The sequence below is a fragment of the Faecalibacterium hattorii genome, from assembly GCF_003287455.1.
GTDB lineage: Bacteria > Bacillota > Clostridia > Oscillospirales > Ruminococcaceae > Faecalibacterium > Faecalibacterium hattorii.
This window is the reverse complement of record NZ_PRLC01000001.1, coordinates 259,057-281,941: the sequence shown is the minus strand read 5'-3', so window position 1 is coordinate 281,941 and position 22,885 is coordinate 259,057. Positions and strand designations below refer to the sequence as shown.

The following is a 22,885-nucleotide window of genomic DNA, read 5'->3' as shown; positions in this document are numbered from 1 at the left end:
TGGCCCGGTAGCTCAGTTGGTTAGAGCACCAGCCTGTCACGCTGGGGGTCGTCGGTTCGAGCCCGATCCGGGTCGCTGCTGCTTCGCAGGAAGCAGCTTGTCTGCCTCTGTAGCTCAGTCGGTAGAGCAGGGGACTGAAAATCCCCGTGTCATTGGTTCGATTCCGATCGGAGGCACCATATGCGGCCGTAGCTCATCTGGTAGAGCGCCACCTTGCCAAGGTGGAGGTAGCGAGTTCGAGCCTCGTCGGCCGCTCCAGACGAAAAGCCACTGCATCACATGAGATGCGGTGGCTTTTTTCGCACAATCGTTTAAAATCGTCTCGGAATCGGAAGAGGAGGGAAAAGCAAAACCATGATATTCGGCAAGTATATCAACCGCTACTACCTCAAGCACGCCCCGGCGCTGCTTCTGGGGCTGGCAGCACTGCTGATGGTGGACTACATCCAGCTGATCATCCCGCAGTTGTACCGCTTGGTCATCAACGGCATGAACCTTGGGCAGGTGGTGGTCAACGGCGAAACGCTGCCCTTTACCAAAGAAGTGCTTTTGCAGCACATCTGTCTGCCGATGATCTGGATCGTGGTACTCATGGTCATCGGGCGCTTTCTGTGGCGTGTCTGCTTCTTCGGCTCGGCGGTGCGGGTCACGGCGGACCTGCGGGAGCGGATGTTCGACCATAGCCGGAAGCTGTCTCAGCAGTACTATCAGGTGAACAAGGTCGGCAACCTGATGAGCCTGTACACCAACGACCTCGACACCATTCAGGAGTGCTTTGGCGACGGCGTGCTGATGTTCTTCGATGCGCTGACGCTGGGTCTGCTGGCCCTTTATAAGATGTGGCGGATGGACGTCAAGCTGACCGTCCTTGCCCTCATCCCGGCTTTCATCATGTTCACCATCGGCACGCTAATGGGCAAGGTGATGACAAAGCGCTGGGAAGAACGCCAGCAAGCCTTTTCCGACCTGTCCGATTTTGCGCAGGAGAACTTCTCCGGCATCGCGGTCATCAAGGCCTTCGTCAAAGAGCTGAAGGAGCTGATGGCTTTCCGGAAGCTGAACAAGGAGAACGAGGAGATCAACGTCACCTATACCAAGATCGCCACCCTGCTGGAAGTGCTGGTCACCCTCCTCGTTGAGTCGGTCATCTGCGTCATCCTCGGCTACGGCGGCTATCTGGTCTACTGCGGCCGGTTCAACGCCGGTCAGCTCGTGGAGTACATCGGCTATTTCGAGGCGATCGTCTGGCCCATCATGGCCGTGTCGATGCTCATCGAAAAGACCTCCCGCGGCAAGGCCTCCCTCAACCGAATCACCGAGCTGCTGGATGCCCCCATCGATGTGGCGGACCGCCCCGGCGTGCCCGACCTGAAGGCCCCCAAGGGCGGCATCGAGTTCCGGAACCTGACCTTCCGCTATCCGGACGGCGAATTTGACGTGCTCAAGAACATTTCCTTCAAGATCGAGCCCGGCGAGAGCGTGGGCATCGTGGGCAAGACCGGCGCGGGCAAGACCGCACTGGTGGACCTGCTGCTCCGCACCTACAATGTGCCGGACGGCACCCTCTTCGTGGACGGGCAGGATGTGAACCGCGTGTCCATCCACTCGGTCCGCAATGCGTGCGCCTATGTGCCGCAGGACAACTTCCTCTTCTCGGATACCATCGCCCATAACATCGCCTTTGGTGTGGACGATGCCACGCAGGAGGACATCGAGCGGGCGGCCAGCCTCGCCGATGTGCGGGACAACATCGTGGACTTCAAGGACGGCTACGAGACCGTCCTCGGTGAGCGGGGCGTCACCGTCTCCGGCGGCCAGAAGCAGCGCATCTCCATCGCCCGCGCCCTACTGAAGAATGCCCCCATCCTGATCCTCGATGACTCGGTCTCGGCGGTGGATACCCGCACCGAGAAGATCATCCTCGACAACCTGAAGACCAGCCGGGCAGGGAAGACCACCCTGCTCATTGCCCACCGCATTTCCACGGTGGAGCGGCTGGATAAGATCATCTTCCTCGAAGATGGCGCCATCGAGGCCGTCGGCCCCCACGATGCGCTCTACGCTTCCTGCGAGGAGTACCGCCGCATGGTCGATCTGCAGCGGCTGGAAGACGAAACGGGAGGTGACGCGCAGTGAGTGATCTGAATCCGCTTTTGCTGGTGGGCGCGGTCATCGGCGTCATCACGGCGCTGCTGGTGGCTGCCTACGGGGGCGTCAAGGACAAAAAGACCGCCATGGGCTTTGAGCGTAACATGGACGACGGCGAAATTCTGCGCCGTCTGGCCGGGTACGCCAGACCGTATCTGGGCAAGTTCATCCTCGTGGGGTTCCTGATGCTCTTTTCCATCGCCTATGACATCGTCTCGCCCCTCATCGTCGGCTCCATTGAGGAGCTGGTAGTCGGCGACTTTACGCTGAACGCCCTGTTTGCCGCAGTGGCCGTCTATGGGGGCGTGCTGGTCTTTTCCATGGGCAGCACCTATTTACAGGCGGTCATTTTGCAGCGGGTGGGCCAGCGCATCATCTCCGACCTGCGCGAGGACCTGTTCACCCACATCGAGTCCCTCTCCCACGAGCAGCTCAATGAGATCCCCGTGGGCAAGCTGGTCACCCGCGTGACCAACGACACCAACGCCATCTCCATGATGTTCACGAACCTCTTGGTCCAGCTGACCAAGAACTGCTTCGTCATCCTCGGCATTCTGGTGGCAATGATCTGCCTGAACTACGAGCTGACCCTGATGGTGCTCTGCTTTGTGCCTTTCATCGTCATTTTCACGGTCATCTTCCGCAAATTCTCCCGCCGCGCCTACCGTAAGGTCAAGGACGCCACCACGGACATCAACACCTACCTGTCCGAGAACCTCTCCGGCATCAAGGTCACCCAGATCTTTGGCCGGGAGGACGAGAAGATGGAGGACTTCCGCAAAAAGAGCCAGACCCTCGCCAAGGCATCACAGGAGCAGATCTTTGTCTTCGGCGTGTTCCGCCCGCTGGTGTATATGCTCTATATCAGCTCGATCTTGTGCCTGTTCTATCTGGGCGGCATGGGCCATCTGAACCACATTGCCTTCCTCGGCCAGAGCATTTCCAGCGGCACAGTCGTCACCTTCTATATGTACATCTCCAAGTTCTTCACCCCCATCCAGAACCTTGCCGAGCAGTTCAACTGGCTGCAGTCGGCGCTGGCATCCTCGGAGAAGGTCTTCTCCATCATGGACCTGCAGCCCAAGATGGTGGACGCCCCGGACGCCATTGAGCTGGACGAGGTGAAGGGCGAGATCGAGTTCAAGGACGTCTGGTTCAGCTACATCCCCGGCGAGTGGGTGCTGCAGGGCGTTTCCTTCCATGTGGACCCGCGGGAGACCGTGGCTTTCGTCGGCTCCACCGGCTCCGGCAAAAGCACCATCCTCTCCCTCATCTGCCGCAACTATGAGTTCCAGAAGGGCCAGATCCTGATCGACGGCATCGACATCCGGAAAATTAAAATTTCCTCGCTGCGCCGCCACTTCGGCCAGATGCTGCAGGACGTCTTCCTCTTCTCCGGCACCATCCGCAGCAACATCGTTCTGCGGGAGGAGAACATCTCCGACGACGAGATCATGAAGGTCTGCCGCTACGTCAACGCCGACCGGTTCATCTCGAAGCTCGACCACGGCCTTGAGGAAGAGGTGCGGGAGCGCGGCAACAACTTCTCCGCCGGCCAGCGCCAGCTCCTCAGTTTTGCGCGGACCATCATCCATAAGCCCAGCGTTATGATCTTGGATGAGGCCACCGCCAACATTGATACCGAGACGGAGCTGCTGATTCAGGATTCGCTGGAAAAGATGCGCTCGGTGGGCACCATGCTCATCGTGGCCCACCGCCTGTCCACCATCCAGCACGCCGACAACATCATCGTCCTGTCCCACGGGAAGATTCTGGAACAGGGTACCCATCAGCAGCTGCTGGCCAACCACGGCCGGTACTACCAGCTCTATACGCTGCAGTACCACAAAGAGCAGATGCAGAAATAAGAAAAATTCCCTCCGCCCCTTGACGCTGCAGCGATTGTAGCGTTTATTGTAAAAGGGTAGGAGGGAATTTTTTATGGAAAAGAATTGGACGACCGGCAGCGTGGGAAAAAGCATCCTCCGCAGCGGGCCGCTCAGGCTGCATCCAAGAACTCTTCTGGGTCTTCGATGACGTCCTCGATGACTTCCTCCACCGAGTCGGAGACTTCTTCGTCGGAGGGGAAGAACCAGTTCTGGATGGCGTCGCGGAGGGAGAGCAGGGTGGTGTCCATCTCGGCGTTCTGGCTGAGCAGCTCGTTCACCATGTCGGGCTTGTCGGTGATCAGGTCATCTGCGCCCAGCTCCATCATGTGCTTGGCGTCCTCCTCGCGGTCGATGGTCCACGCGGAGACGGTCTTGCCGCGCAGGTGGATCTGATTGACCATGCCGGAGGTGATAAAGGTCGTTTCCACGCTGAAAAAGTCGGCGTCGGGCAGGTCGTAATAGTTGCCCACCCCCAAGGCGAGGATGTAGCCGGTGGGGATGTCAGGGGCCAGCTCCTTGACCTTGTGGAGGGTCTCATAGCTCTGGGAGGTGATGACGCAGTGCCCCTCGAAGCCGTACTCCCGCAGAAGGCGGACGGTCTCGGCTTCCAGCGTCGGGGTAGCGGCACTGGGTTTGATCTCCACGTTCAGGTCGATTTTCCCTTGGCAGAGCTGCAATACCTCTTCCAAGGAGGGAATCCGCGTCCCGGCGAAGCGGGTGCTGAACCAACTGCCCGCGTCCAACTGCTCGATCTCGGCAAATGTCAGGTCGTAGACCTTTGCATTTTTGCCGGTGCAACGCCTTAAATTGGTGTCGTGGGTCACAACGGCCACGCCGTCTTTGGTCATCTGGACGTCCAATTCGATGCGGTCGCCCTTTTTCAGGATGGCCGAGCGGAAGGCGGGCAGCGTATTTTCGGGGGCAATGGAGCAGTCGCCGCGGTGGTAGGTGACCAGCGGGGTCACGCCGCCCACGGCGGCAAGCAGCGCATCGTCCTGCGGCAGACTGAGCAGGTAGGCTGTAACGCCACAGGTGACGAGGGTGACGCCCGCGACCATGGCCGTCAGCAGCAGCCGCCCGCGGGGGCGGCTGCGCTTGCCGTCGGGGCGCTCTTCCGGCGCAAAGGCACCGGCGCTCCGGGTCCGGAAGTAGAGCAGACCGAGGATGGTGCACTGGGCCACCGTTACCTTGCAGTCCAGCAGGAAGCCGAAGAAGGGCAGCTCCACCAATTGCAGCGCGCGGGAGAGCAGGAGCATGGCGCGGGTGCTCTCCAGCCCCACCACCGCCGCGATGCCATACATCAGCATCGTGGCCAGCACGAACAACAGACCCATGCGGAGCAGCACCCCGAAGTTCCAGCGGGCCAGCGCGGCCAATACCCGGAAAAACCGATGCTTGACGTAGGCGCAGCTCTCCTTGACGGCGGTGCCGAAATTTTTGTGCTCCAAGGTGAACAACGGCAGTACCAGCGCAAAAAAGACCGTGAGCAGCACAGCGGCAAGGAAGATGGCACTGTACAGCGCCAGATAGATCGGTTTTGCCCGGATGACGCCCATGATGTATTCGGGCACAGCCAACTGGGTGATATAGTTGGAGGTGACGAAAATATCCGTAAAGGGGATGAGAACGGCGCAGTAAAAGAGGATGGGCCAGTTCTTCGGAAAAACGGCGTGGCGGATGGCGGCAAAGCTTTCCCGGAACAGGGGACGCAGTTTGCACGCCTCGCCCCGGCGGGCAAAGTCCAGCCCATGCAGCACGAGGGAGAACTCGTACAGGTTCCAGAGGGCTGCCAGCACCGCAATGAGCGCGATGCCGCCCAAAATGCTGGGGGCGGTGAAGATCTGGTGCGCGTTGTTGTTGGTCAGGTAGTTCACCGGCGAAAAGCGCAGCGTCAGCGACCAGATGCCCCGCATGGCGGGCAGAAAGAACAGGTTCGTGAGGATCTTGTAGAGGACGATGGCTGTTATGAGGAACATCTCGGCGCGGTGCATCAGCGCTTTGGCGTTCCGGCGCAGCTCCCTGTAGGCCGCATTTGCCTCGCGCAGGGTGATTTTGGAACGGCTCAATGAAAATTCCACCTCGCTCAAAAGTCCATTTTTTGAAAACTTTTTTATTTTATAAGTAGTATACCACAAAAATCGGCAAAAGAAAACGACGGGAGCTGAGAGGTTTAGCCAAAATTTGACGCAATTTTTTCGGCATCTTTTCAGCCGGAGAAAACCATGGTACAATAAAGAAAAACGATGGGGAGGAACGCAGGATGGATTTCCAATACAACATCAAGCCCGGCCGCTACCGGCATTTCAAGGGCAACGAGTACGAGGTGCTGGGCATGGCACACCACAGCGAGACCGAGGAGGAGCTGGTGGTCTACCGTACCCTCTACGGCGACCACGACCTCTGGGTGCGCCCGGCGGCCATGTGGTGCGAGACGGTGGAGAGGGACGGCAAGGTCCAGCCGCGCTTTGCCTACATCGGGGAGTGAGCGTATGGTGATCGCAGATCGTTTCAAGAGCCGGCCGGGGGCAGAGACCGTCCGTCTGCCGTCCGGCGGGGAGATGACGCTGGCCGTGGAGCACGCGGCGGCGATCCTTGTCAACGAGCAGACGGCGTTCCGGGTGGTCTGCACGCCGGAGCTGCTGCCCCAGTTGGCGCTGGGCCGTCTGCTGACCGAGGGCTGGATCACCTGTGCCGACGAGGTGGAGCAGATCGCCGTCTGCGCCGAGGGGCTGAAGGTCAGCGTCCATCTGACACACCCGCTGGAAACGGCGGCGGCCGCCGGGCAGGAGGTGCCCAGCTGCTGTACCGACAATCTGACTGTGGCGTCTCCCGTAAAACTCCGCCCGCTGGCCCCGGTGCCGCAGCGGGAGATCCCGGACGAGTGGGTGGAGACGCTGGCTGCCGCCATGGGGGATGAGCTGCCCCTTTACCGCGCTACCCACGCCGTCCACAGCTGCTTTGTGCTGCGGGACGGGAAGATCCTGTATCAGTGCGAGGATCTTGGCCGCCACAACGCGCTGGATAAGGCCGTTGGCTGTGCGCTGGCGGAGGGGGTGCAGCTGGGTGAGTGCGTGCTCTACACCAGCGGCCGGGTGCCGGTGGATATGGTGCGCAAGGCCATCCGGGCCGGGGTGCCCGCCCTCGTCAGTAAAACGATGCCCACGGTGCAGTCGCTGGAACTGGCGGAAGCGTATGGGCTGAAGCTGCTCATCCGAAAGAAGAAATCGTTTCATGCGGCAGCGAAGAAAGTTAGAGAATGTTCTGGCTGAAAAATGTGTCTGTATATGTTGACTAACTTACGAAAAACATGTTATTCTTATGACGAAGATACCGCTCCGTTCTGTTGCAGCAGGCTGGGCGGCTGTTTTTCGTGCACGGGGACCCCGTGCATGACGATAAGAATAGGCAGGTGAAACAATGAAGCAGACAAATCGTGCGCCGCAGCCTTTGTGGCGCAGACGGCTGCCGGGTTATGCCGCCATGGGCGCGGCCTCGCTGGTATTGGCGCTGGGTCTGCATGGGCTGATGAATGCCCGCACCACCGTTGCGGGCACCGCTCTGGCCCTGACCGACGCCGACGCTGCCACCTACGGCATCAGCGCGGTGTACCAGTTGGATGAGAACACCTATTATGTGGTGGGCTCCCAGAAGGGCTTCCAGAGCGATGTCGAGGTCGGCGTGACCCTTGGAAAGGACGGCACAGTCCAGAGCGTCGCCATCCTTACGCAGGGCGAGACCGACAACCTCGGCGGTCAGTGCGTGAACCCGGAGTTCACGGCCCAGTATCAGGGCACAGCGCCCTTCACGCTGGCGGGCAAGAGCTACACCGTGACCGACCCGGCCACCGGTGCCGTGTATGCCGCCGCGGGCAGCGCAGAGACCGAGGCCCCGGCGGAGGACTTCGACCCGTCCGCTTGGCGGGCAGGGGATACCTCCCCGGAGGCGGAAGCCACCCGCAAGATGTACGAGGCGGGCCTGACCCTCTCGGCCATCCATGGCGAGCCGATGGACAACGAGCTGATCCCCCCGATGGATTCCAGTGCGGAGGCCGTCGCAAGCCGCAAGCTGTACCAAGCGAGCCTGAGCAAGAGCGCACAGGACGGCGAGGAACAGGCCAAGCCCTTTGCAGACTGGTCGGCCGAAAAACAGGCGGCATACCGTCTGGAACAGGCGGAGCTGACCACCAGCGGCACCGGTGCTGAAACCAGCAGCGCCGACCTGACCGAGGTGGATGCACTGACCGGCGCGACTATTACCTCGACCGCCGTGACGAATGTCGTCAACAACAGTTATTTCTATGTGACCGAAGTGCTCAGCGCAGAGTAACTTCACGGAGGAATGGAACCTATGGCAAAAACCGATTTCCTGACGGCTGACATGACCCGCCGTCAATTCATGAAAATTTCGGGCAAAAGTCTTGCAGGGCTGAGCCTTTCCGCTTCGATGCTGTCGCTGTTCGGCTGCTCCCAGAGTCAGATCGATTCCGGCGCAGTGGCTACGTGGGCGCTGCCGCAGGGTCTGCTGGTGGTCAACGCAGATCTGTGCACCGGCTGCCAGCGGTGCGAGATCAACTGCACCCTGACCAACGACGGCGTCTGCTCTTCCTACATCAGCCGCGTTAAGATCCAGCGCCGCCTGAACCTCGACGGTGCGGGCAACGGCCTGTTGTCCGGCACGGACAACTGCTGGGTCTACTTCCCGGATACCTGCCGCCAGTGCGAGGACCCCGCCTGCGGCAACGCATGCCCCCAGAAGGCCATCGTGACCAATGAGCAGGGCATCCGCGTCGTGGATACCGATAAGTGCATCGGCTGCGGTGCTTGCCACGAGGCTTGCCCGTGGCATATGCCCACCGTCAACCCGGAGACCGGCAAATCGTCCAAGTGCATCGCATGCGGTGCCTGTGTCGCGGGCTGCCCGTCCGGCGCTCTGTCCATCGTGGATTGGGATGCCGTTACCAGCGCAGCACAGGCTGCTTACATGGACCTGTAAGGAGGAACAACAATGGCTGAAACCTATGGCTGGGCAGGCAAGATCCTGCGCGTCAACCTGACCACCGGTGAGATCACCACCCAGGACGACGAAAAATACCATAAATATATCGGCGGTATGGGCATGGCCTACCGCATTATGTACGAGGAAGCTCCCATGGAGCTGGACCCCTATGACGAGAAGGCTCTGGTCATCTTTGGTGTCGGCCCCCTGACCGGTGCCGGCGTGCCCTGCTCCGGCCGTATGAACGTGACTTTCCGTTCTACTTGGTCCAAGGGCCACTCCATCATCGATGCACACATGGGCGGCCACATCGGCTCCATGCTGAAGTATGCCGGTTACGACGGCATCGTTGTCAGCGGCATCTCCGAAAAGCCCGTCTACCTGCGCATCGAGGACGGCGAGGTCTCTCTGGAGGATGCAAGCGAGATCTGGGGCAAGGGTACCTTTGCTTCCAACAAGTGGATGGTGGAGCAGAACGGCCGTGAGTTCGAGACTGCTTCCATCGGCCCCGCCGGTGAGCACCTGGTGGATTACTCCACCCTGAACACCAGCTTCGGCAACTCCGGCGGTGCCGGTCTGGGCGCTGCCATGGGCAACAAGAAGCTGAAGGGTCTGGCCATCCGCGGCACCGGCAGCGTCAAGGTCGCAGACCCCAAGAAGGTGCTGGAGCTCTCCAACTACATGATGGGCAACCTGATCGGCGGCAACAACAACCACAACGTGCCCGCACAGCCCCAGAGCTGGGCAGAGTACAGCGCCACCTCCGGCAAGAACCGCTGGTCCGGCGCCCCCGGCCGGATGTGGAAGAAGGCTCCCGGCGGCCCCGTGGATACCGGTGAGCAGCCCTACAACGATATCAACAAGGTGGCTCTGCGCTGCTTCAAGGGCTACTTCGACTTCGGCGCTCCGGCTGCCGAGTACACCGTGAAGAACGGCGGCTGCTCCTCCTGCCCCATCCGCTGCTACACGGAGTACGATGTGGATCCGCTGGCCGATTACGACCTGCCCACCCACAACTCCAACACCTGTATGCCCGTGCTGTACGGCACCCGCGTCTATCCGGACGGCGTGCACGATTTCAAGTACGAAGGCGACGGCACCATGGTCATCAATCTGGCATGGTCTCATGCTGTGGACGATATGGGCCTGTGGGACAACTACGGCAACCTGAACCGCGACCTGCTGTGGATCCTGCGGATGCCCCGTGAGGAGGCCACCAAGTACATCAGCGAGGAAGAGTACGATTCTCTGCCTTGGGAGTGGGAGAAGGCCGGCGATCCCCGCTGGGAGGTGGAGCTGATCCGCCGCATGGCTTACGGTGAGGGCGACCTGTCCGTGATCGCCAAGGGCACTCTGGCCATGATGGAGAAGTTCGGCCTGCCCAAGAGCTGGCTGGACCGCGACGATGATGCCACCAACTCCAACCTGATCTACAACGGCTTCCCCAACCACCACGGCCCTGCTGAGGCATGGCAGGTGGGCATGCTGTACAACCTCGTTTTCAACCGCGACTGCATGATCCACGAGATCGTCTGCGAGACCGGCTCCGGCGCTCCCTATGAGGTGACCAAGAAGGTCATGGAGGACTTCTTCGGCGAGGGCTGCTACGATAAGGCCAAGGCCTACACTCCCATCAACGAGAACAAGGCAAAGCTGGCTGCATACTGCGTCAACGACAAGAACTTCCACGACTCTGCCACCCTGTGCAACTGGATGTGGCCCATGACCCAGTCTCCCTCCAAGGAGCGTGAGTACCACGGCGACTTGGATCTGCAGGCAGACTTTATGACTGCTGTTACTGGCGAGACCTATACTCAGGCCGGTCTGCAGGAGGACGGTGAGCGCATCACCCAGATGCTCCGCGCCATGACCGCCATCAGCTTCCAGCTCAACTGCGGCAGCGCAAACCTGCGTCAGGAGCACGATGCCATCTGTGATTGGGTGTTCGATAAGGACCCCGACTTCAAGGCATTCGAGGAAGGCACCACCAAGCTGGACCGTGCCGACATGGAGAAGGCAAAGGACATGTTCTACGACATCTTCGGCTGGGATAAGACCACCGGTGTGCCCACCCGCGAGACGCTGGAAAAGTTCGACCTCGCCGATATGGCAGACGACCTCGAAAAGCGCGGCATCTATGCCCAGACCACCGAGGCCGCTGCTGAGTAAAATCCCAGAGAAACGAGGAATTTCGTCATGTTGTTTGGCAGACGCAAACCCGGCTACACCACCACGGTGGACGCCAGTGCAGACCCGGAACAGGTCGTTCTGGATCTGCAGAAGGCGGAGATGGCCGCGAAGAAAAAGCCCAAGGCTGAGGTGTTCGACATCAACGCTGCCAGCGAGACCGCCCGCCGCCTGAAAGAGACGGGCAGCACCTTTGACGGCGCCGCCGCCAAGGCCGGTGAGGACGTGATCGCCGTGGTGGAGCGGGAGACCGGCGAGCTTGCTGCAAAGCAAGCCGCGGAGAACGCTTCCGCCCCGGCAGAAACGCCCGCTGAAGCGGCCCCGGATACCGACAGCACCGCAAAGCCGGAGCTGCTGGATTTTCTGGCCGCAGCCCCCGAAGCGGAGAATGACCCCTACGCCGACCAGCCCACCCAGACGGCTCCGGAGCTGCCGGAGCTGACCCCGGCGCAGGAGCTGGCAGGGTACATCCGCTCCCGCTCGGCGGCGGCGCAGGTCACGTCCCACGCCCTGCTGGTCACAGAGGTAGAAAACGCCGACGAGCTGCTGGCCCAGATGCCGCAGGACCCCCAGTGCGAGGATATCGTTGCCCGTGCAGGCGCAAAGGATACCTACTATTACTCCAACGCCAACATGAGCGACAACTACGCCATGATCGCGCAGCTCATCGAGGACGAGGACCTGTGCGCGATGTTCGCGGAGATGGTGCGGTTCAATGCCCGCATTTACCCCAGCGCCACCCCGCTGCGTTACTTCCGCCGCTCACCCTACGGCCTTTCGCCGGAAGAGGTCGAGCAGACGTGGAAGGCTATGCAGGGCAAGCCGGAATTTTCCGACATCGAGGAGCTGACCAACAATCAGAACGAGCGGTTCCTCTTTTCCACCCAGTACCTCACCCGCCGCTACGCGAAAGCCATCAGCGACGTGGATGAGTGGACCGACTAAAGCAATCCATACAATTGAACAGGGTATAAGAGCTTCTTTGAGCAAAGGCGTCTAAACCGAAGGGCATTGACGCCGCGCCGCAATGCTAAGGGCCCGCACGCGAGCCGGCATTCAAGGGTGGCTGGGGAAACCCGGCCGCCTTCCCGCAGAAGAAACGCTGCAATTTGAAAAAAAGAACTCCTCCCATCGACCCGACTCAAGGGGCCTCCTTTGTGTACGGCTGCTGCAACAGCCCGCGCAGAGCCGGTCCCTCCGGCGTTGCAGTCTGCAAACAGCAGCGCGGGGATATTGTGTCGTGTTTTCTGCGGGGGCGTTTTGATTTTCGTCAAGACGTCCCCGCATTTTTTACCTGCCTTTTGAAAAACGATGGAATCCGCAGAAACGCTGCTGTCCGAGCCATAGCGGACGGCTGTTTCTGCGTGCAAAATGGAGGATATTTTTCAAATGAAACAGCCTTTTTGTGCGCCCGCCGAGGCGCTGCGCCGTGTGCTGGACGCGGCGGCGCAGCTGCCAAAGCCTGCGGTTGAGAATGCCGGGCTGGACGAAGCCGTTGGCCGCATTGCCGCTGCGCCCCTGTGCGCCCGGATGGACCAGCCGCCCTTCGACCGCAGCCCCTTGGACGGCTACGCCCTCCACAGCGCGGACACGGCCGGGGCCGGGGAGAAGACCCCGAAGACCCTGCCCGTGGTGATGAAGCTGTATGCGGGTGACGCGCCGACGGCGGCCCTGCCCGCCGGGTGTGCGGCCCGGATCATGACCGGGGCACCCCTGCCCGCCGGGGCTGACTGCATCCTGATGCAGGAACTGACCGACGGCGGGGAAGAGAACGTGCGCATCTACGCCGAACTTTCCCACAACGCGAATGTGGTCTTCCGGGGCGAGGACATCGCCGCCGGGGCCCTCATTGCCGATGCGGGCACGGTGCTGACCCCGGCGCACCTCGGTGTGCTGGCGGGGCAGGGATTTGCGGAAGTGCCGGTCTACCGGCCGCTGACCGTCGGCGTGCTGGCTACCGGCAGCGAACTGCTGGCCCCCGGCGAGACTTTGGCCCCCGGCAAAATTTACGATGCCAACGGCATCCAGAACGCGGCCCGGCTGCGGCAGATGGGGTTTGCGGTCCAGCGCCGTCACTGCTCGGACGACCCGGCCCTCATTGTGGCGGAACTGGAAGAGCTGCTGACCGGCTGCGACGCCGTCGTTACCAGCGGCGGCGTGTCGGTGGGGCAAAAGGACTATCTGCCCGTGGTGCTGGAATCGCTGGGGGCAGAGCCTGTCTTCTCCGGCGTGGCCCAGAAGCCCGGCAGCCCCATGCTGGCGGCGAAGGTAGAGGGCAAGCTCGTCTTCTGCCTGTCAGGCAACCCCTTCGCGGCAGCGGCCACACTGGAGCAGTACGTCCTCCCGGCCCTGCTGCGGGCCGCTGGGCGGCTGGAGAAAGGCTGCATCCTGCCCCGCACCAAACGCACCCTGACCACCGGCTTTTCCAAGGCCAGCAAAGGCAACCGCTACCTGCGGGCGAAGGCGTCCGGCGGCACCGTGGCCATCCCCGGCGAGGGCAACGCCGAAGCCCATTCGTCCGGCAGCCTGTCCGCGATGATCGGCTGCAACTGTCTGGTAGAGCTGCCCGCGGGCAGCGGCCCGGTAAAGCCGGGCGAGGAAGTGGAGGTGCTTTCGTTTGTATACTGAACGCAAGGAGGCTCTGGCTGCAGAGCTGAGCTTAAAACACCCGGCGGTGCTGGCCGTCAGCGGTGTGCATAACAGCGGCAAGACCACGCTGCTGGAAAAACTGATTCCTCTGCTGCGGGCACGCGGGCTGAAAGTGGGTGTCATCAAGCACGACGGCCACGACTTTACCCCCGATGTCCCCGGCACCGACAGCTACCGGCTGCGGGAAGCGGGCGCGGAGGGCGTCGCTGTCTTTTCCGGGAACCGCTATCTGCTGACGGAAGAGTTCCGCCTGAACGAGCAGGACCTGCTGGCGCTGTTCGAGCGCCACGGCTACGACCTCGTGCTGATGGAAGGCTTCAAGGAGAGCGGCTGGCCCAAGATCGAGGTGGTGCGCAGCGCCATCTCCAAGGAACCGGCCTCCTTTGAGCCGCTGGCCGTGGTGGGCGATGTACCGGGCGCAGATTTCGCGCTGGACGAGCCGGAAGCATTGGCCGATTGGATCGCCGCTCAGATGCCGGCGCAGTGAGGAAGAGAGGAAATTACCATGAAACTGATCCGTACCGAAGACGCGGCGGGGCAGGTGCTCAGCCACGATATCACGCAGATCATTCCGGGCGAGTTCAAGGGAGCCCGCTTCCGCAAGGGCCATATCGTCCAGCCGGAGGATATCCCGGTGCTGCTCTCCATCGGCAAGGAGAACCTCTACGTCTGGGAAAAGAAGCCCGGCATCCTCCATGAGGATGAGGCCGCCGCACTGCTGTACAAGGCCGCTGCGGGCAAAAACATCCACGGCACCGAGCCGAAAGAGGGCAAGATCGAGCTGATCGCCGACTGTGACGGTCTGCTCAAGATCCACCGCGAAGCCTTGCTGGCCGTGAACCGCACCCCCCAGATGATGATCGCCACGATCCACGGCGACCTGCCCGTGAAAAAGGGCGCGAAGCTGGCGGGTACCCGCATCATCCCCCTCGTCATCGAGCAGGAGAAGATGGACGCCATGCAGAAAGCGGCGGGCAGCGAGCCCATCCTGAACGTGCTGCCCTTCCACCAGAAGAAGTTCGCGGTCATCACCACCGGCAGCGAGGTATTCAAGGGCCGCATCGAGGACAAGTTCACCCCCATCCTTGAAGCAAAGCTCAAGGAATACGGCTGCGAGATGACATTCCATAAGGTCTGCGATGACGACCCGGCGGGCATCACGGCAGCGATTCTGGAAGCAAAGGCAGCGGGCTGCGAGCTGATCTTCACCACCGGCGGCATGAGTGTGGACCCCGACGACCGCACCCCGCTGGCCATCAAGAACACCGGGGCCGACATCGTGACTTACGGCGCGCCGGTGCTGCCGGGTGCCATGTTCCTCGTCAGCTACTTGGACGGCGTGCCCGTCTGCGGTCTGCCCGGCTGTGTGATGTACGCCAAGCGCACCATTTTTGACCTGCTGCTGCCCCGTCTGCTGGCCGATGACCCCATCACCGCCGACGACATCGCCCGCCTCGGCGAGGGCGGCCTCTGCCTTGGCTGCGCCGAGTGCCACTGGCCCAACTGCGGGTTTGGGCATTGCTGAGAGGTTGTACGGAGGAGAAGCGTGACAATATGACAAGTAACTTGACCCATTTCGATGCCGAGGGCAATGCGGTGATGGTGGACGTGAGCGAAAAGCCCGTCACTGCCCGCGAAGCCACGGCCCACGGCATCATTACCATGAACGAAGAAGCCTTTACCGCTGTGAAAAACGGCACGGTCAAGAAAGGCGATGTGCTGGGCGTGGCCCGCGTGGCGGGCATCATGGCCACCAAGCGGACCAGTGAACTGATCCCGCTGTGCCATCCGCTGCCGCTGACCAAGGTGAAGATCGAGTTTGAGCTGTTGGAAGACCGCCGCGCCGTCGAGGCCCGCTGCACCGTCAAGACCAGCGGCGTCACCGGCGTGGAGATGGAGGCCCTGACCGGCGTTTCCACCGCGCTGCTGACCATTTACGATATGTGCAAGGCCGTGGACAAGGGGATGGAACTGGGCGAGATCCACCTTGAGAAAAAGAGCGGCGGCAAGAGCGGCCTGTACATCCGGGCGGAGGGCGGCTATGTTTGATGCAAAGGGCCGCAGCATCCATTACCTGCGCCTGTCTGTCACCGACCTGTGCAATCTGCGCTGTCGGTACTGTATGCCGGACGGCGTGGAGAAGCTGGAACGGGAAGATATTCTGACCTACGAAGAATTCCTGCGCCTTGCCGCGCTGTTTGCCAAGTGCGGGGTGGACACCGTCCGCGTCACCGGCGGCGAACCGCTGGTGCGCAAGGGCGTGGACTATCTGGTGGCCCAGTTGAAGGCCATCCCCGGCATCCGCCGCGTGACCATGACCACCAACGGTGTTCTGCTGGCAAAGCAGCTGCCCGCCCTGCTCTCTGCCGGGCTGGACAGCGTGAACATCAGCCTCGACACCCTCTCGCCGGAGCAGTTCGCCCGCATCACCGCGCGGGACGAGTTTGAAAACGTGAGGGCGGGCATCCATGCCGCGCTGGAAAGCGGGCTGCCCGTCAAGCTGAACTGCGTGCCGCAGGTGGGCGTGAACGAGGGCGAGCTGGAAGCGCTGGCCGCCCTCGCCAAAGACAAGCCTTTGCAGGTGCGGTTCATCGAGATGATGCCCATCGGCTATGGCGCGGCCATGCCCTGCATCTCCGGGCCGGAACTGCTGGCCCGGCTGCAAAAGCGCTGGCCGGGGCTGGCCCCGCTGCCCGCGCAGGAGAGCGCCGCCCTCGGCGACGGCCCGGCGGTCTACTACACCGCCCCCGGCTGGCAGGGGAGCGTGGGCTTCATCGCGGCGGTGCACGGCAAGTTCTGCGCCTCCTGCAACCGCGTCCGGCTGACAAGTCAGGGCTTTCTGCGCCCCTGTCTTGCCAGCGAAGCGGGCTGCGACATGAAGACCCTGCTGCGCTCCGGCGCAACGGACGAGAAGCTGCTCAAGGCGATCCAAACGACGATTTGGGAAAAGCCGCAGGAGCACCATTTTGAACGCAAACAAAACATCCCGGCGACCCGCGGGATGTATCGGATCGGAGGATAATATGGGAAAGATTCTGGCCATTTGCACCAGCCCCAAGCGCGGCACCGTCAAGACCGAGGTGCCCGAAGCCACCCTGACCCCGGAATGGGGCATCGAGACCGACGCCCATGGCGGCAATTGGCACCGTCAGGTCAGTCTGCTGAGCGCCGAAAAGATCGAGAACTTCCGCAAGAAGATCTGGGTCGATTACGGCGCATTTGGCGAAAATCTGGTCGTAGAAGGGTTCGATTTCCGCAACCTGCCCGTCACCAGCCGGTTTCAGGTGGGGGATGTCGTTCTGGAAATGACCCAGATCGGCAAGGAGTGCCACAACGACTGCGTCATCAAGCAGCAGACCGGCGAGTGCATCATGCCCCACGAGGGCGTGTTCGCCCGCGTGCTCCACGGCGGCACCATCCATGTGGGGGACGAGATGACCCTGCTGCCCCCGGAGGAGGATCCGCCGCTGCGTGCCGCCGTCATCACCCTGTCCGACAAAGGCTCCCGCGGGGAACGGGAGGACAAGAGCGGCCCGCTGATCGTGGAGATGCTCACCGCCGCCGGGTACAAGGTGGAGGAAACGATGATCCTGCCCGATGAAGCCAAGGCCCTCAAGGCTCAGCTCATCCGGCTGGCCGATGGCCGTCAGGTCAACCTGATCCTGACCACCGGCGGCACCGGCTTCTCCCCCCGCGACATCACCCCGGAGGCGACGTATGCTGTCGCCACCCGCAGTGCCCCCGGCATCGCCGAGGCCATGCGCTGCCACAGCCTGAGCATTACCCCCCGCGGGATGCTCAGCCGCGCCGCCAGCGTCCTGCGCGGCAAGACACTGATCGTCAACCTGCCCGGCAGCCCCAAGGCCGTGCAGGAAAATCTGGAGTACATCCTGCCCAGCCTTGAACACGGCATCCGCATCGCCGCCGGGCTGGATGGCGAGTGCGCCCGCAAATAATGTTGCTTTATGAAGCACTTGTGACTCCCTCAGTCACGGCTTCGCCGTGCCAGCTCCCTCTCGGAGGGAGCCTTGGCGTAACGGTAAGCTGTGAAAGCCTCCCTCATTGAGGGAGGTGGCATCGCGTAAGCGATGACGGAAGGAGTCTGCAAGAGCTTTATAAATAGATCGAAGTGTTAAGGAGTACACACAATGAATGGCAAGATCTCCCGCCGCAGCTTCCTGTGCGCTGCCGGCATCGTATCCGTATCTGCTGCCCTGACTGCTTGCGGCGGTTCCGGTAGCTCCACCAGCACTGCTTCCTCCGTGGCAGGTTCCGCTGCCGCTTCCTCTGCGGCGGCTTCCGGCGAGGCCGTCGAGCTGATCGTCTTCGCCGCAGCTTCCCTGACCGAGACCCTGAACGCCATCGCCGAGAACTACGCAGCAGAGAACCCCGGCGTGACCTTCCGCTTCAACTTCGATTCCTCCGGCACCCTGAAGACCCAGATTCAGGAGGGCGCGGACTGCGACCTCTTCCTCTCCGCCGGTCAGAAGCAGATGAACCAGTTGGACATCACCGCTTCTGCAGATGTCAATACCGAGGGCCTCGACTTCGTGGACGGCGACAGCCGCGTGGACCTGCTGGAGAACAAGGTGGTTCTCTGCGTGCCCGAAAACAGCGATCAGGGCATCGACAGCTTCGATTCTCTGGCTGAGCACCTGAAGGCGGAGGACATCCTGTTCTGCATGGGCAACAGTGATGTGCCCGTTGGCCAGTACACCCAGAAGATCCTCGCTTACTACGGGCTGGACGAAGAGGCTCTGGCGGCTGCCGGTGTCATCACCTACGGCTCCAACGTCAAGGAAGTCACGACGCAGGTCAGCGAGGCCAGCGTCGATGCCGGTGTCGTCTACTGCACCGATGCCTTCAGCGCTGGTCTGAAGGTCGTGGACGAGGCCACCGAGGAGATGTGCGGTCAGGTCATCTACCCGGCTGCCGTTCTGAAGGCTGCCCCCAACGCCGAGGCCGCCAAGGAATTTCTGGCCTATCTGCAGACCGACCGTGCCGCCACCGTCTTCGAGAGCGTCGGCTTCACGGCATTATGATGGACTGGTATCCGCTTTGGAACAGCCTCCGCATTGCGCTCATCAGCGGTGCGGCGGTGTTCTTCCTCGGCATTTTTGCCGCGTATTATATCGCGAAGCTCCCGCGGGTGCTCAAGGGCGTGCTGGATGTGATCCTGACGCTGCCGATGGTCCTGCCGCCGACGGTCGTGGGCTACTTCCTGCTGCTGCTCTTCGGTGCCAAGCGGCCGCTGGGGATCTTCTTTATGGAGCATTTCGGCGTCAAGCTGGTCATGAACTGGTACAGCGCCATCTTCGCGTCCATCGTGGTGGCCTTCCCGCTGATGTACCGCACGGCCCGCGGCGCTTTCGAAAGCTTTGACGAAACGCTGGCGTGGTCGGCGCAGACGCTGGGCCTCTCGAACACATGGATCTTCTGGCGGGTGCGGATGCCCTATTGCCGGCAGGGCATTCTAGCCGGCACGGTGCTGGCCTTTGCCCGCGCACTGGGCGAGTACGGCGCCACCAGCATGATCGCGGGCTACACCCCCGGCAAGACGGCCACCATCGCCACCACGGTGTACCAGCTCTGGCGCACCAATGACGAAGCGGGCGCGATGCAGTGGGTGCTGGTGGACATCCTCATCTCGGCGGTGGTGCTGCTGGCGGTCAATCTGCTGGAGCGCAAACAGAGGCAGGGGGGTAGGCACGCATGAGTCTGGAAGTGACCATTGCCAAGCGGTTTGAAGGCTTTACCCTCCACGCCGATTTCACAGCGGGCAACACCGCTGCCGCCATCCTCGGCGCATCCGGCTGCGGCAAGAGCATGACCCTGCGCTGCATCGCGGGCGTCGTCAAGCCCGACAGCGGCCGCATCGTGCTGGATGGCCGGGTGTTGTTCGACAGCGAGAAGGGCATCGACCTGCCCCCGCAGCAGCGGAACGTGGGCTTGCTGTTCCAGAACTACGCTCTGTTCCCGAATATGACGGTGGAGCAGAACATCCTCTGTGCCCTGAAAAAGGAAAAAGACCCCGCCGCCCGGAAAGCTGCCTGTGGGTCAGCTCTCCGCGCCATGCGGCTGGAAGAGCTGGCCCATCGGCTGCCCAGTGAGCTTTCAGGCGGGCAGCAGCAGCGTGCCGCGCTGGCCCGCCTCTTGGCGGGCAGACCCCGCATCCTGATGCTGGACGAGCCTTTCAGTGCGCTGGACAGCTACCTGCGCGAGGAAGTGGAGGGCGAAGTGGGAAGTCTGTTCTCCAACTTTGACGGCACGGCCCTGCTCGTGACCCATGACCGGAACGAAGCCTACCGCCTCTGCCGCGAGATGATCGTCATGGACAGTGGCGAAGTGCTACGTGCGGGCACGACGAAGGAAGTTTTCGCCGACCCCCGCCGCCTGACCGCCGCCCGGCTGACCGGCTGCAAGAACATCCTGCCCTGCGTCCGGGTGGACGAACACCATGTCCGCCTGACCGGCTGGGAGCGGGAGCTGACCGTGGCCCTGCCGGTGCCGGAAGGGTGTTGCGCCGTGGGCATCCGCGCCCACGACTTTGCCCCCGAAGCGGCCGACGGCGAAAACCGGATGCCGGTTCAGGTGGGCGCTTCCAGTGAAAACCCCTTTGACTGGAACATGATCTGCACCGCTGCGGACGATGCAGGCAAGCTGTGGTGGAAGGTGTCCAAAACGACCCTTTCCTCCCCGCCGCCTCAAGCCCCTGCCTACCTCCGGGTAGCGCCGGAAAACATCATGCCGCTGGTGTAAAAAAATAAAAAGGCTGCTGCCTTTCCTCCCACCGTCACGGCTTCGCCGTGCCAGCTCCCTCGGTGAGGGAGACTTGGCGCAACGAAACGCGATGGGAAAAGGAGTAGGCAGCAGCCCTTTTTTGTTGCGGAGTGGATCACATCAATGCCGTCAGCACCAAGGCACACAACGGCAGGGTGACGATGCTGAGCAGAGTGGTCAGGACGACGCACCCGGCGGCAAACTGCTCATCGTGGCCGAACTGGACCGCAAACACCGAGGTGATGGCGGCGGCGGGGCAGCACTCCAGCAACAGGACCACCTGTGCGCTCATGCCGAACCGCAGAAGCCCCAGCACCGCGAAAGCGGCAAGGCAGACTGCCGGGATGAGCAGCATCCGCACCGCCGCCAGCTTCCAGATGTGCCGGTCGCAGACGATCTGCTTCAGGTCGCCTGTGGCGATCAGGATGCCTGTGATGAGCATGGAGAGCGGGGTGTTCATGTTGCTCAAAAGCTCCAGCGGCTGCGCAATGAGGGCGGGCACCGGGATCTGCAAAAGGTAGATGGCAAGCCCCGCCACCATGGCGTAGAGCACCGGCGTGCGGAGCAGACTCTTGACCACTTCCTTGGGGCTGGAACTGCCGCTGACCATGCCGTAGCCCATGGTCCAGAGCAGGATGTTGAAAACGGTAACATAGGCGCTGGCGTAGAGCAGCCCCTCCGAACCGAACAGCGCCGAGATGAGGGGGAAGCCCATGTAGGCCGCATTGGAGAAGACGCACGCGAACCGGAAGATGGGGGCGCGGCGATCCTTCTGCTTGGCCGTCAGCGCCAGCGTCAGCACAGTGCCGATCAAGATCGCCAGCACACTCAGCCCAAAGGCCGCCAGCAGGTTGTGCAGGATCTCCTCGCTGAACTCCATCATGTAAGAGTGGATGATCATGGCCGGGACGACCAGATACACCAGCAGGTTCGAGAGCGTCTGCCGCCCTTCCGCCTTGAGCACGCCGGTCTTGATGGCCGCCGCGCCCGCGCCGATGAGCAAAAACAGCACGATGACCTGCTGTGCGCAGATAAGTGCCAGTTCCATTTCCAATTCCCCCTCATTCATAGATACAATCATGAATACAAGAAAGATATAGCACAAAACCGCCCGTTTGGCAAGAGAAAAAGCGACGATTGCAAAGAATAACTCCCTCCGTCACGGCTTTGCCGCGCCAGTTCCCTCAGGGAGAGAGCCTTGGCGCAGCGGTAAGCGATGGCGGAAGGAGCTGTGTTTACAAGATCACATTCTTGATCAGCAGGGAAACGCTGCCGTCGGCGTCGTGGAGGAACTCCACCTCGGAGTCGGAGGAGAGGATCTCGGTGGGAATCTTCACCTCGATGCCGCTGGCGGTGTGGATGCTGCGGCTCTCCATCCGGCGGATGCGGGAGGGGGTGACGGTGACGGGCTGCTCGGCGTGCTCGATGACCTCGCTCTTTTCCACATAGTCGTCGAAGGGGACAGCGGCCAGCGGGTATTCTTCGGCCAGCTGGCGGCGCACCTGCTCCACCGAGATCTGGTTGTCGTTGTCGGCGGCCTCCGTGGCAATGAGCATGGCCACCTGCGCGTCGGCGTGAGGCTCGTCCACGTAGGCGTCCTTCACGGCCTGTGCAGCGGCTTCCTGAATGGCTTGGAGCTTCTTTTTCTCCGGCTCAGCTTGGGTGTACTGGAAGACCACGGAGGAAAGGTAGAACTCCTTGTGGCCGTCGATGTCGTACTTCTTTTCCAGCAGACGCATGGAGAGATCCTGCAAGTTGATGAGGGCGCCTTCCTCCACCTTGCCGCTCTGGGTGGGCAGACAGGCCCGCTGCTGGATGATGGAGTTCACGGGGGCACCCTGTACCGTTTCGGTGTAGTGGGTGTAGCCGTTTTTGTAGTTCAGCTTGAGGATGCCCAGCCACGGGGCCCCGTCGCGGGTGAAATCCACCACGGCGAGGTCTGCGCCGGGGATGGTGGTGTGGGCGTGCATGTAGTCGAACAGCACCCCCGCAATGCGGCAGGACAGGTCGATGAAGTCCTGATTGTGCTCCAGCTCGTTTTTGAAGGCCGAGTCCGGCAGCGGGCGGCACTGGCGGATGTCGTCGCTGGCCAGCAGCTTTTCGATGTGGTTTTGCAGGTAGGCCGTTTTTTCGGCGGTCAGCTCCATGCTGCTGCCGCTGAGCACCGGGGCGTCAAGGGTGGTGTCCAGCACGTGCAGGATGGCCTGATGAATGATGATCTCCATGGGTCAAACCTC

Annotated in this window: 20 protein-coding genes and 3 tRNA genes; 20 read left to right on the top strand and 3 right to left on the bottom strand. The window is 61.8% G+C overall.

The features are described 5' to 3' along the window. Nucleotide 1: 1 nt before the first annotated feature. The 5 genes from C4N23_RS01395 (at nt 2) to C4N23_RS01375 (ending at nt 4,016) form a co-directional block, all read left to right on the top strand. Nucleotides 2–75, top strand: a tRNA-Asp gene (locus C4N23_RS01395). A 28-nt stretch (nt 76–103) separates the two neighbouring features. Continuing rightward, nucleotides 104–179 (top strand) — tRNA-Phe (locus tag C4N23_RS01390). 3 nt (nt 180–182) lie between these two features. Beyond that, a tRNA-Gly gene (locus tag C4N23_RS01385) sits at nt 183–258 on the top strand. 96 nt (nt 259–354) lie between these two features. Beyond that, complete coding sequence (locus C4N23_RS01380) at nt 355–2,136, top strand: ABC transporter ATP-binding protein (RefSeq protein WP_112143536.1); 1,782 nt, start codon at nt 355–357, stop codon at nt 2,134–2,136. Further along, entirely contained in the window at nt 2,133–4,016 is a 1,884-nt protein-coding gene (locus C4N23_RS01375; protein ID WP_112143534.1) for an ABC transporter ATP-binding protein, read from the top strand. Before C4N23_RS01380 ends, C4N23_RS01375 begins: the two co-directional genes overlap by 4 nt. 131 nt (nt 4,017–4,147) lie before the next feature. Here C4N23_RS01375 and C4N23_RS01370 read toward each other — a convergent pair whose 3' ends face one another. Beyond that, nucleotides 4,148–6,103, bottom strand: coding sequence for a glycerophosphodiester phosphodiesterase family protein (locus C4N23_RS01370; protein WP_242983689.1), 1,956 nt, complete (start codon nt 6,101–6,103; stop codon nt 4,148–4,150). Nucleotides 6,104–6,297: 194 nt separating this feature from the next. Between C4N23_RS01370 and C4N23_RS01365 the strand changes: the two genes are divergently transcribed. From C4N23_RS01365 to C4N23_RS01295, 15 genes are all read left to right on the top strand, one after another. Beyond that, nucleotides 6,298–6,522, top strand: coding sequence for a DUF1653 domain-containing protein (locus tag C4N23_RS01365; RefSeq protein WP_055191048.1), 225 nt, complete (start codon nt 6,298–6,300; stop codon nt 6,520–6,522). Nucleotides 6,523–6,526: 4 nt separating this feature from the next. Further along, nucleotides 6,527–7,306, top strand: a complete 780-nt coding sequence (locus tag C4N23_RS01360) for a formate dehydrogenase accessory sulfurtransferase FdhD (RefSeq protein WP_112143531.1) — start codon at nt 6,527–6,529, stop codon at nt 7,304–7,306. A 148-nt stretch (nt 7,307–7,454) separates the two neighbouring features. Next, on the top strand, nt 7,455–8,363 hold the full coding sequence (locus tag C4N23_RS01355) for an FMN-binding protein (protein ID WP_112143529.1): 909 nt from the start codon (nt 7,455–7,457) through the stop codon (nt 8,361–8,363). Nucleotides 8,364–8,384: 21 nt separating this feature from the next. Then, nucleotides 8,385–9,029, top strand: coding sequence for a ferredoxin-like protein (locus tag C4N23_RS01350; protein ID WP_055191042.1), 645 nt, complete (start codon nt 8,385–8,387; stop codon nt 9,027–9,029). A gap of 12 nt (nt 9,030–9,041) precedes the next feature. Next, nucleotides 9,042–11,201, top strand: coding sequence for an aldehyde ferredoxin oxidoreductase N-terminal domain-containing protein (locus tag C4N23_RS01345; RefSeq protein WP_055191040.1), 2,160 nt, complete (start codon nt 9,042–9,044; stop codon nt 11,199–11,201). A 27-nt stretch (nt 11,202–11,228) separates the two neighbouring features. Beyond that, a complete protein-coding gene (locus C4N23_RS01340) occupies nt 11,229–12,164 on the top strand; it encodes a hypothetical protein (protein WP_097838561.1) in 936 nt (311 codons plus the stop codon). A 444-nt stretch (nt 12,165–12,608) separates the two neighbouring features. Further along, nucleotides 12,609–13,847 carry a molybdopterin molybdotransferase MoeA gene (locus tag C4N23_RS01335; RefSeq protein WP_112143527.1) on the top strand — a complete coding sequence of 413 codons (1,239 nt, stop codon included), beginning with the start codon at nt 12,609–12,611 and terminating at the stop codon, nt 13,845–13,847. Further along, entirely contained in the window at nt 13,837–14,355 is a 519-nt protein-coding gene (gene mobB / locus C4N23_RS01330; RefSeq protein WP_112143525.1) for a molybdopterin-guanine dinucleotide biosynthesis protein B, read from the top strand. The genes C4N23_RS01335 and mobB overlap by 11 nt, the downstream gene beginning before the upstream one ends. An 18-nt stretch (nt 14,356–14,373) precedes the next feature. Further along, nucleotides 14,374–15,393 (top strand): molybdopterin-binding protein, encoded by a 1,020-nt coding sequence (locus tag C4N23_RS01325; RefSeq protein WP_112143523.1) that lies wholly within the window; start codon nt 14,374–14,376, stop codon nt 15,391–15,393. Between the two features lie 29 nt (nt 15,394–15,422). Next, nucleotides 15,423–15,917, top strand: a complete 495-nt coding sequence (gene moaC, locus C4N23_RS01320) for a cyclic pyranopterin monophosphate synthase MoaC (protein ID WP_055191029.1) — start codon at nt 15,423–15,425, stop codon at nt 15,915–15,917. Beyond that, nucleotides 15,910–16,890 carry a GTP 3',8-cyclase MoaA gene (moaA, locus tag C4N23_RS01315; protein WP_112143521.1) on the top strand — a complete coding sequence of 327 codons (981 nt, stop codon included), beginning with the start codon at nt 15,910–15,912 and terminating at the stop codon, nt 16,888–16,890. Before moaC ends, moaA begins: the two co-directional genes overlap by 8 nt. 1 nt (nt 16,891) lies before the next feature. Beyond that, nucleotides 16,892–17,824: an MOSC domain-containing protein gene (locus tag C4N23_RS01310; RefSeq protein ID WP_055191025.1), complete on the top strand. Its 933-nt coding sequence runs from the start codon at nt 16,892–16,894 to the stop codon at nt 17,822–17,824. A gap of 192 nt (nt 17,825–18,016) precedes the next feature. Continuing rightward, nucleotides 18,017–18,910, top strand: a complete 894-nt coding sequence (modA, locus tag C4N23_RS01305) for a molybdate ABC transporter substrate-binding protein (protein WP_112143519.1) — start codon at nt 18,017–18,019, stop codon at nt 18,908–18,910. Further along, nucleotides 18,910–19,584, top strand: a complete 675-nt coding sequence (gene modB, locus C4N23_RS01300) for a molybdate ABC transporter permease subunit (protein ID WP_112143548.1) — start codon at nt 18,910–18,912, stop codon at nt 19,582–19,584. The genes modA and modB overlap by 1 nt, the downstream gene beginning before the upstream one ends. Then, nucleotides 19,581–20,627, top strand: a complete 1,047-nt coding sequence (locus tag C4N23_RS01295) for a sulfate/molybdate ABC transporter ATP-binding protein (RefSeq protein ID WP_112143517.1) — start codon at nt 19,581–19,583, stop codon at nt 20,625–20,627. Before modB ends, C4N23_RS01295 begins: the two co-directional genes overlap by 4 nt. A 136-nt stretch (nt 20,628–20,763) precedes the next feature. Here the strand turns inward: C4N23_RS01295 and C4N23_RS01290 are convergent, their stop codons facing one another. Beyond that, nucleotides 20,764–21,696 (bottom strand): AEC family transporter, encoded by a 933-nt coding sequence (locus C4N23_RS01290; protein WP_112143515.1) that lies wholly within the window; start codon nt 21,694–21,696, stop codon nt 20,764–20,766. A 187-nt stretch (nt 21,697–21,883) separates the two neighbouring features. Continuing rightward, entirely contained in the window at nt 21,884–22,873 is a 990-nt protein-coding gene (locus C4N23_RS01285; protein ID WP_112143513.1) for a nucleoid-associated protein, read from the bottom strand. Nucleotides 22,874–22,885 lie beyond the last annotated feature (12 nt).

Coding starts and splice junctions, on each gene's coding strand:
- C4N23_RS01380 (WP_112143536.1), top strand. CDS start 355: ATGATATTCGGCAAGTATATCAACCGCTACTACCTCAAGCACGCCCCG.
- C4N23_RS01365 (WP_055191048.1), top strand. CDS start 6,298: ATGGATTTCCAATACAACATCAAGCCCGGCCGCTACCGGCATTTCAAG.
- C4N23_RS01360 (WP_112143531.1), top strand. CDS start 6,527: ATGGTGATCGCAGATCGTTTCAAGAGCCGGCCGGGGGCAGAGACCGTC.
- C4N23_RS01355 (WP_112143529.1), top strand. CDS start 7,455: ATGAAGCAGACAAATCGTGCGCCGCAGCCTTTGTGGCGCAGACGGCTG.
- C4N23_RS01350 (WP_055191042.1), top strand. CDS start 8,385: ATGGCAAAAACCGATTTCCTGACGGCTGACATGACCCGCCGTCAATTC.
- C4N23_RS01345 (WP_055191040.1), top strand. CDS start 9,042: ATGGCTGAAACCTATGGCTGGGCAGGCAAGATCCTGCGCGTCAACCTG.
- C4N23_RS01340 (WP_097838561.1), top strand. CDS start 11,229: ATGTTGTTTGGCAGACGCAAACCCGGCTACACCACCACGGTGGACGCC.
- C4N23_RS01335 (WP_112143527.1), top strand. CDS start 12,609: ATGAAACAGCCTTTTTGTGCGCCCGCCGAGGCGCTGCGCCGTGTGCTG.
- C4N23_RS01325 (WP_112143523.1), top strand. CDS start 14,374: ATGAAACTGATCCGTACCGAAGACGCGGCGGGGCAGGTGCTCAGCCAC.
- moaC (WP_055191029.1), top strand. CDS start 15,423: ATGACAAGTAACTTGACCCATTTCGATGCCGAGGGCAATGCGGTGATG.
- moaA (WP_112143521.1), top strand. CDS start 15,910: ATGTTTGATGCAAAGGGCCGCAGCATCCATTACCTGCGCCTGTCTGTC.
- C4N23_RS01310 (WP_055191025.1), top strand. CDS start 16,892: ATGGGAAAGATTCTGGCCATTTGCACCAGCCCCAAGCGCGGCACCGTC.
- modA (WP_112143519.1), top strand. CDS start 18,017: ATGAATGGCAAGATCTCCCGCCGCAGCTTCCTGTGCGCTGCCGGCATC.
- modB (WP_112143548.1), top strand. CDS start 18,910: ATGGACTGGTATCCGCTTTGGAACAGCCTCCGCATTGCGCTCATCAGC.
- C4N23_RS01295 (WP_112143517.1), top strand. CDS start 19,581: ATGAGTCTGGAAGTGACCATTGCCAAGCGGTTTGAAGGCTTTACCCTC.
- C4N23_RS01290 (WP_112143515.1), bottom strand. CDS start 21,696: ATGGAACTGGCACTTATCTGCGCACAGCAGGTCATCGTGCTGTTTTTG.
- C4N23_RS01285 (WP_112143513.1), bottom strand. CDS start 22,873: ATGGAGATCATCATTCATCAGGCCATCCTGCACGTGCTGGACACCACC.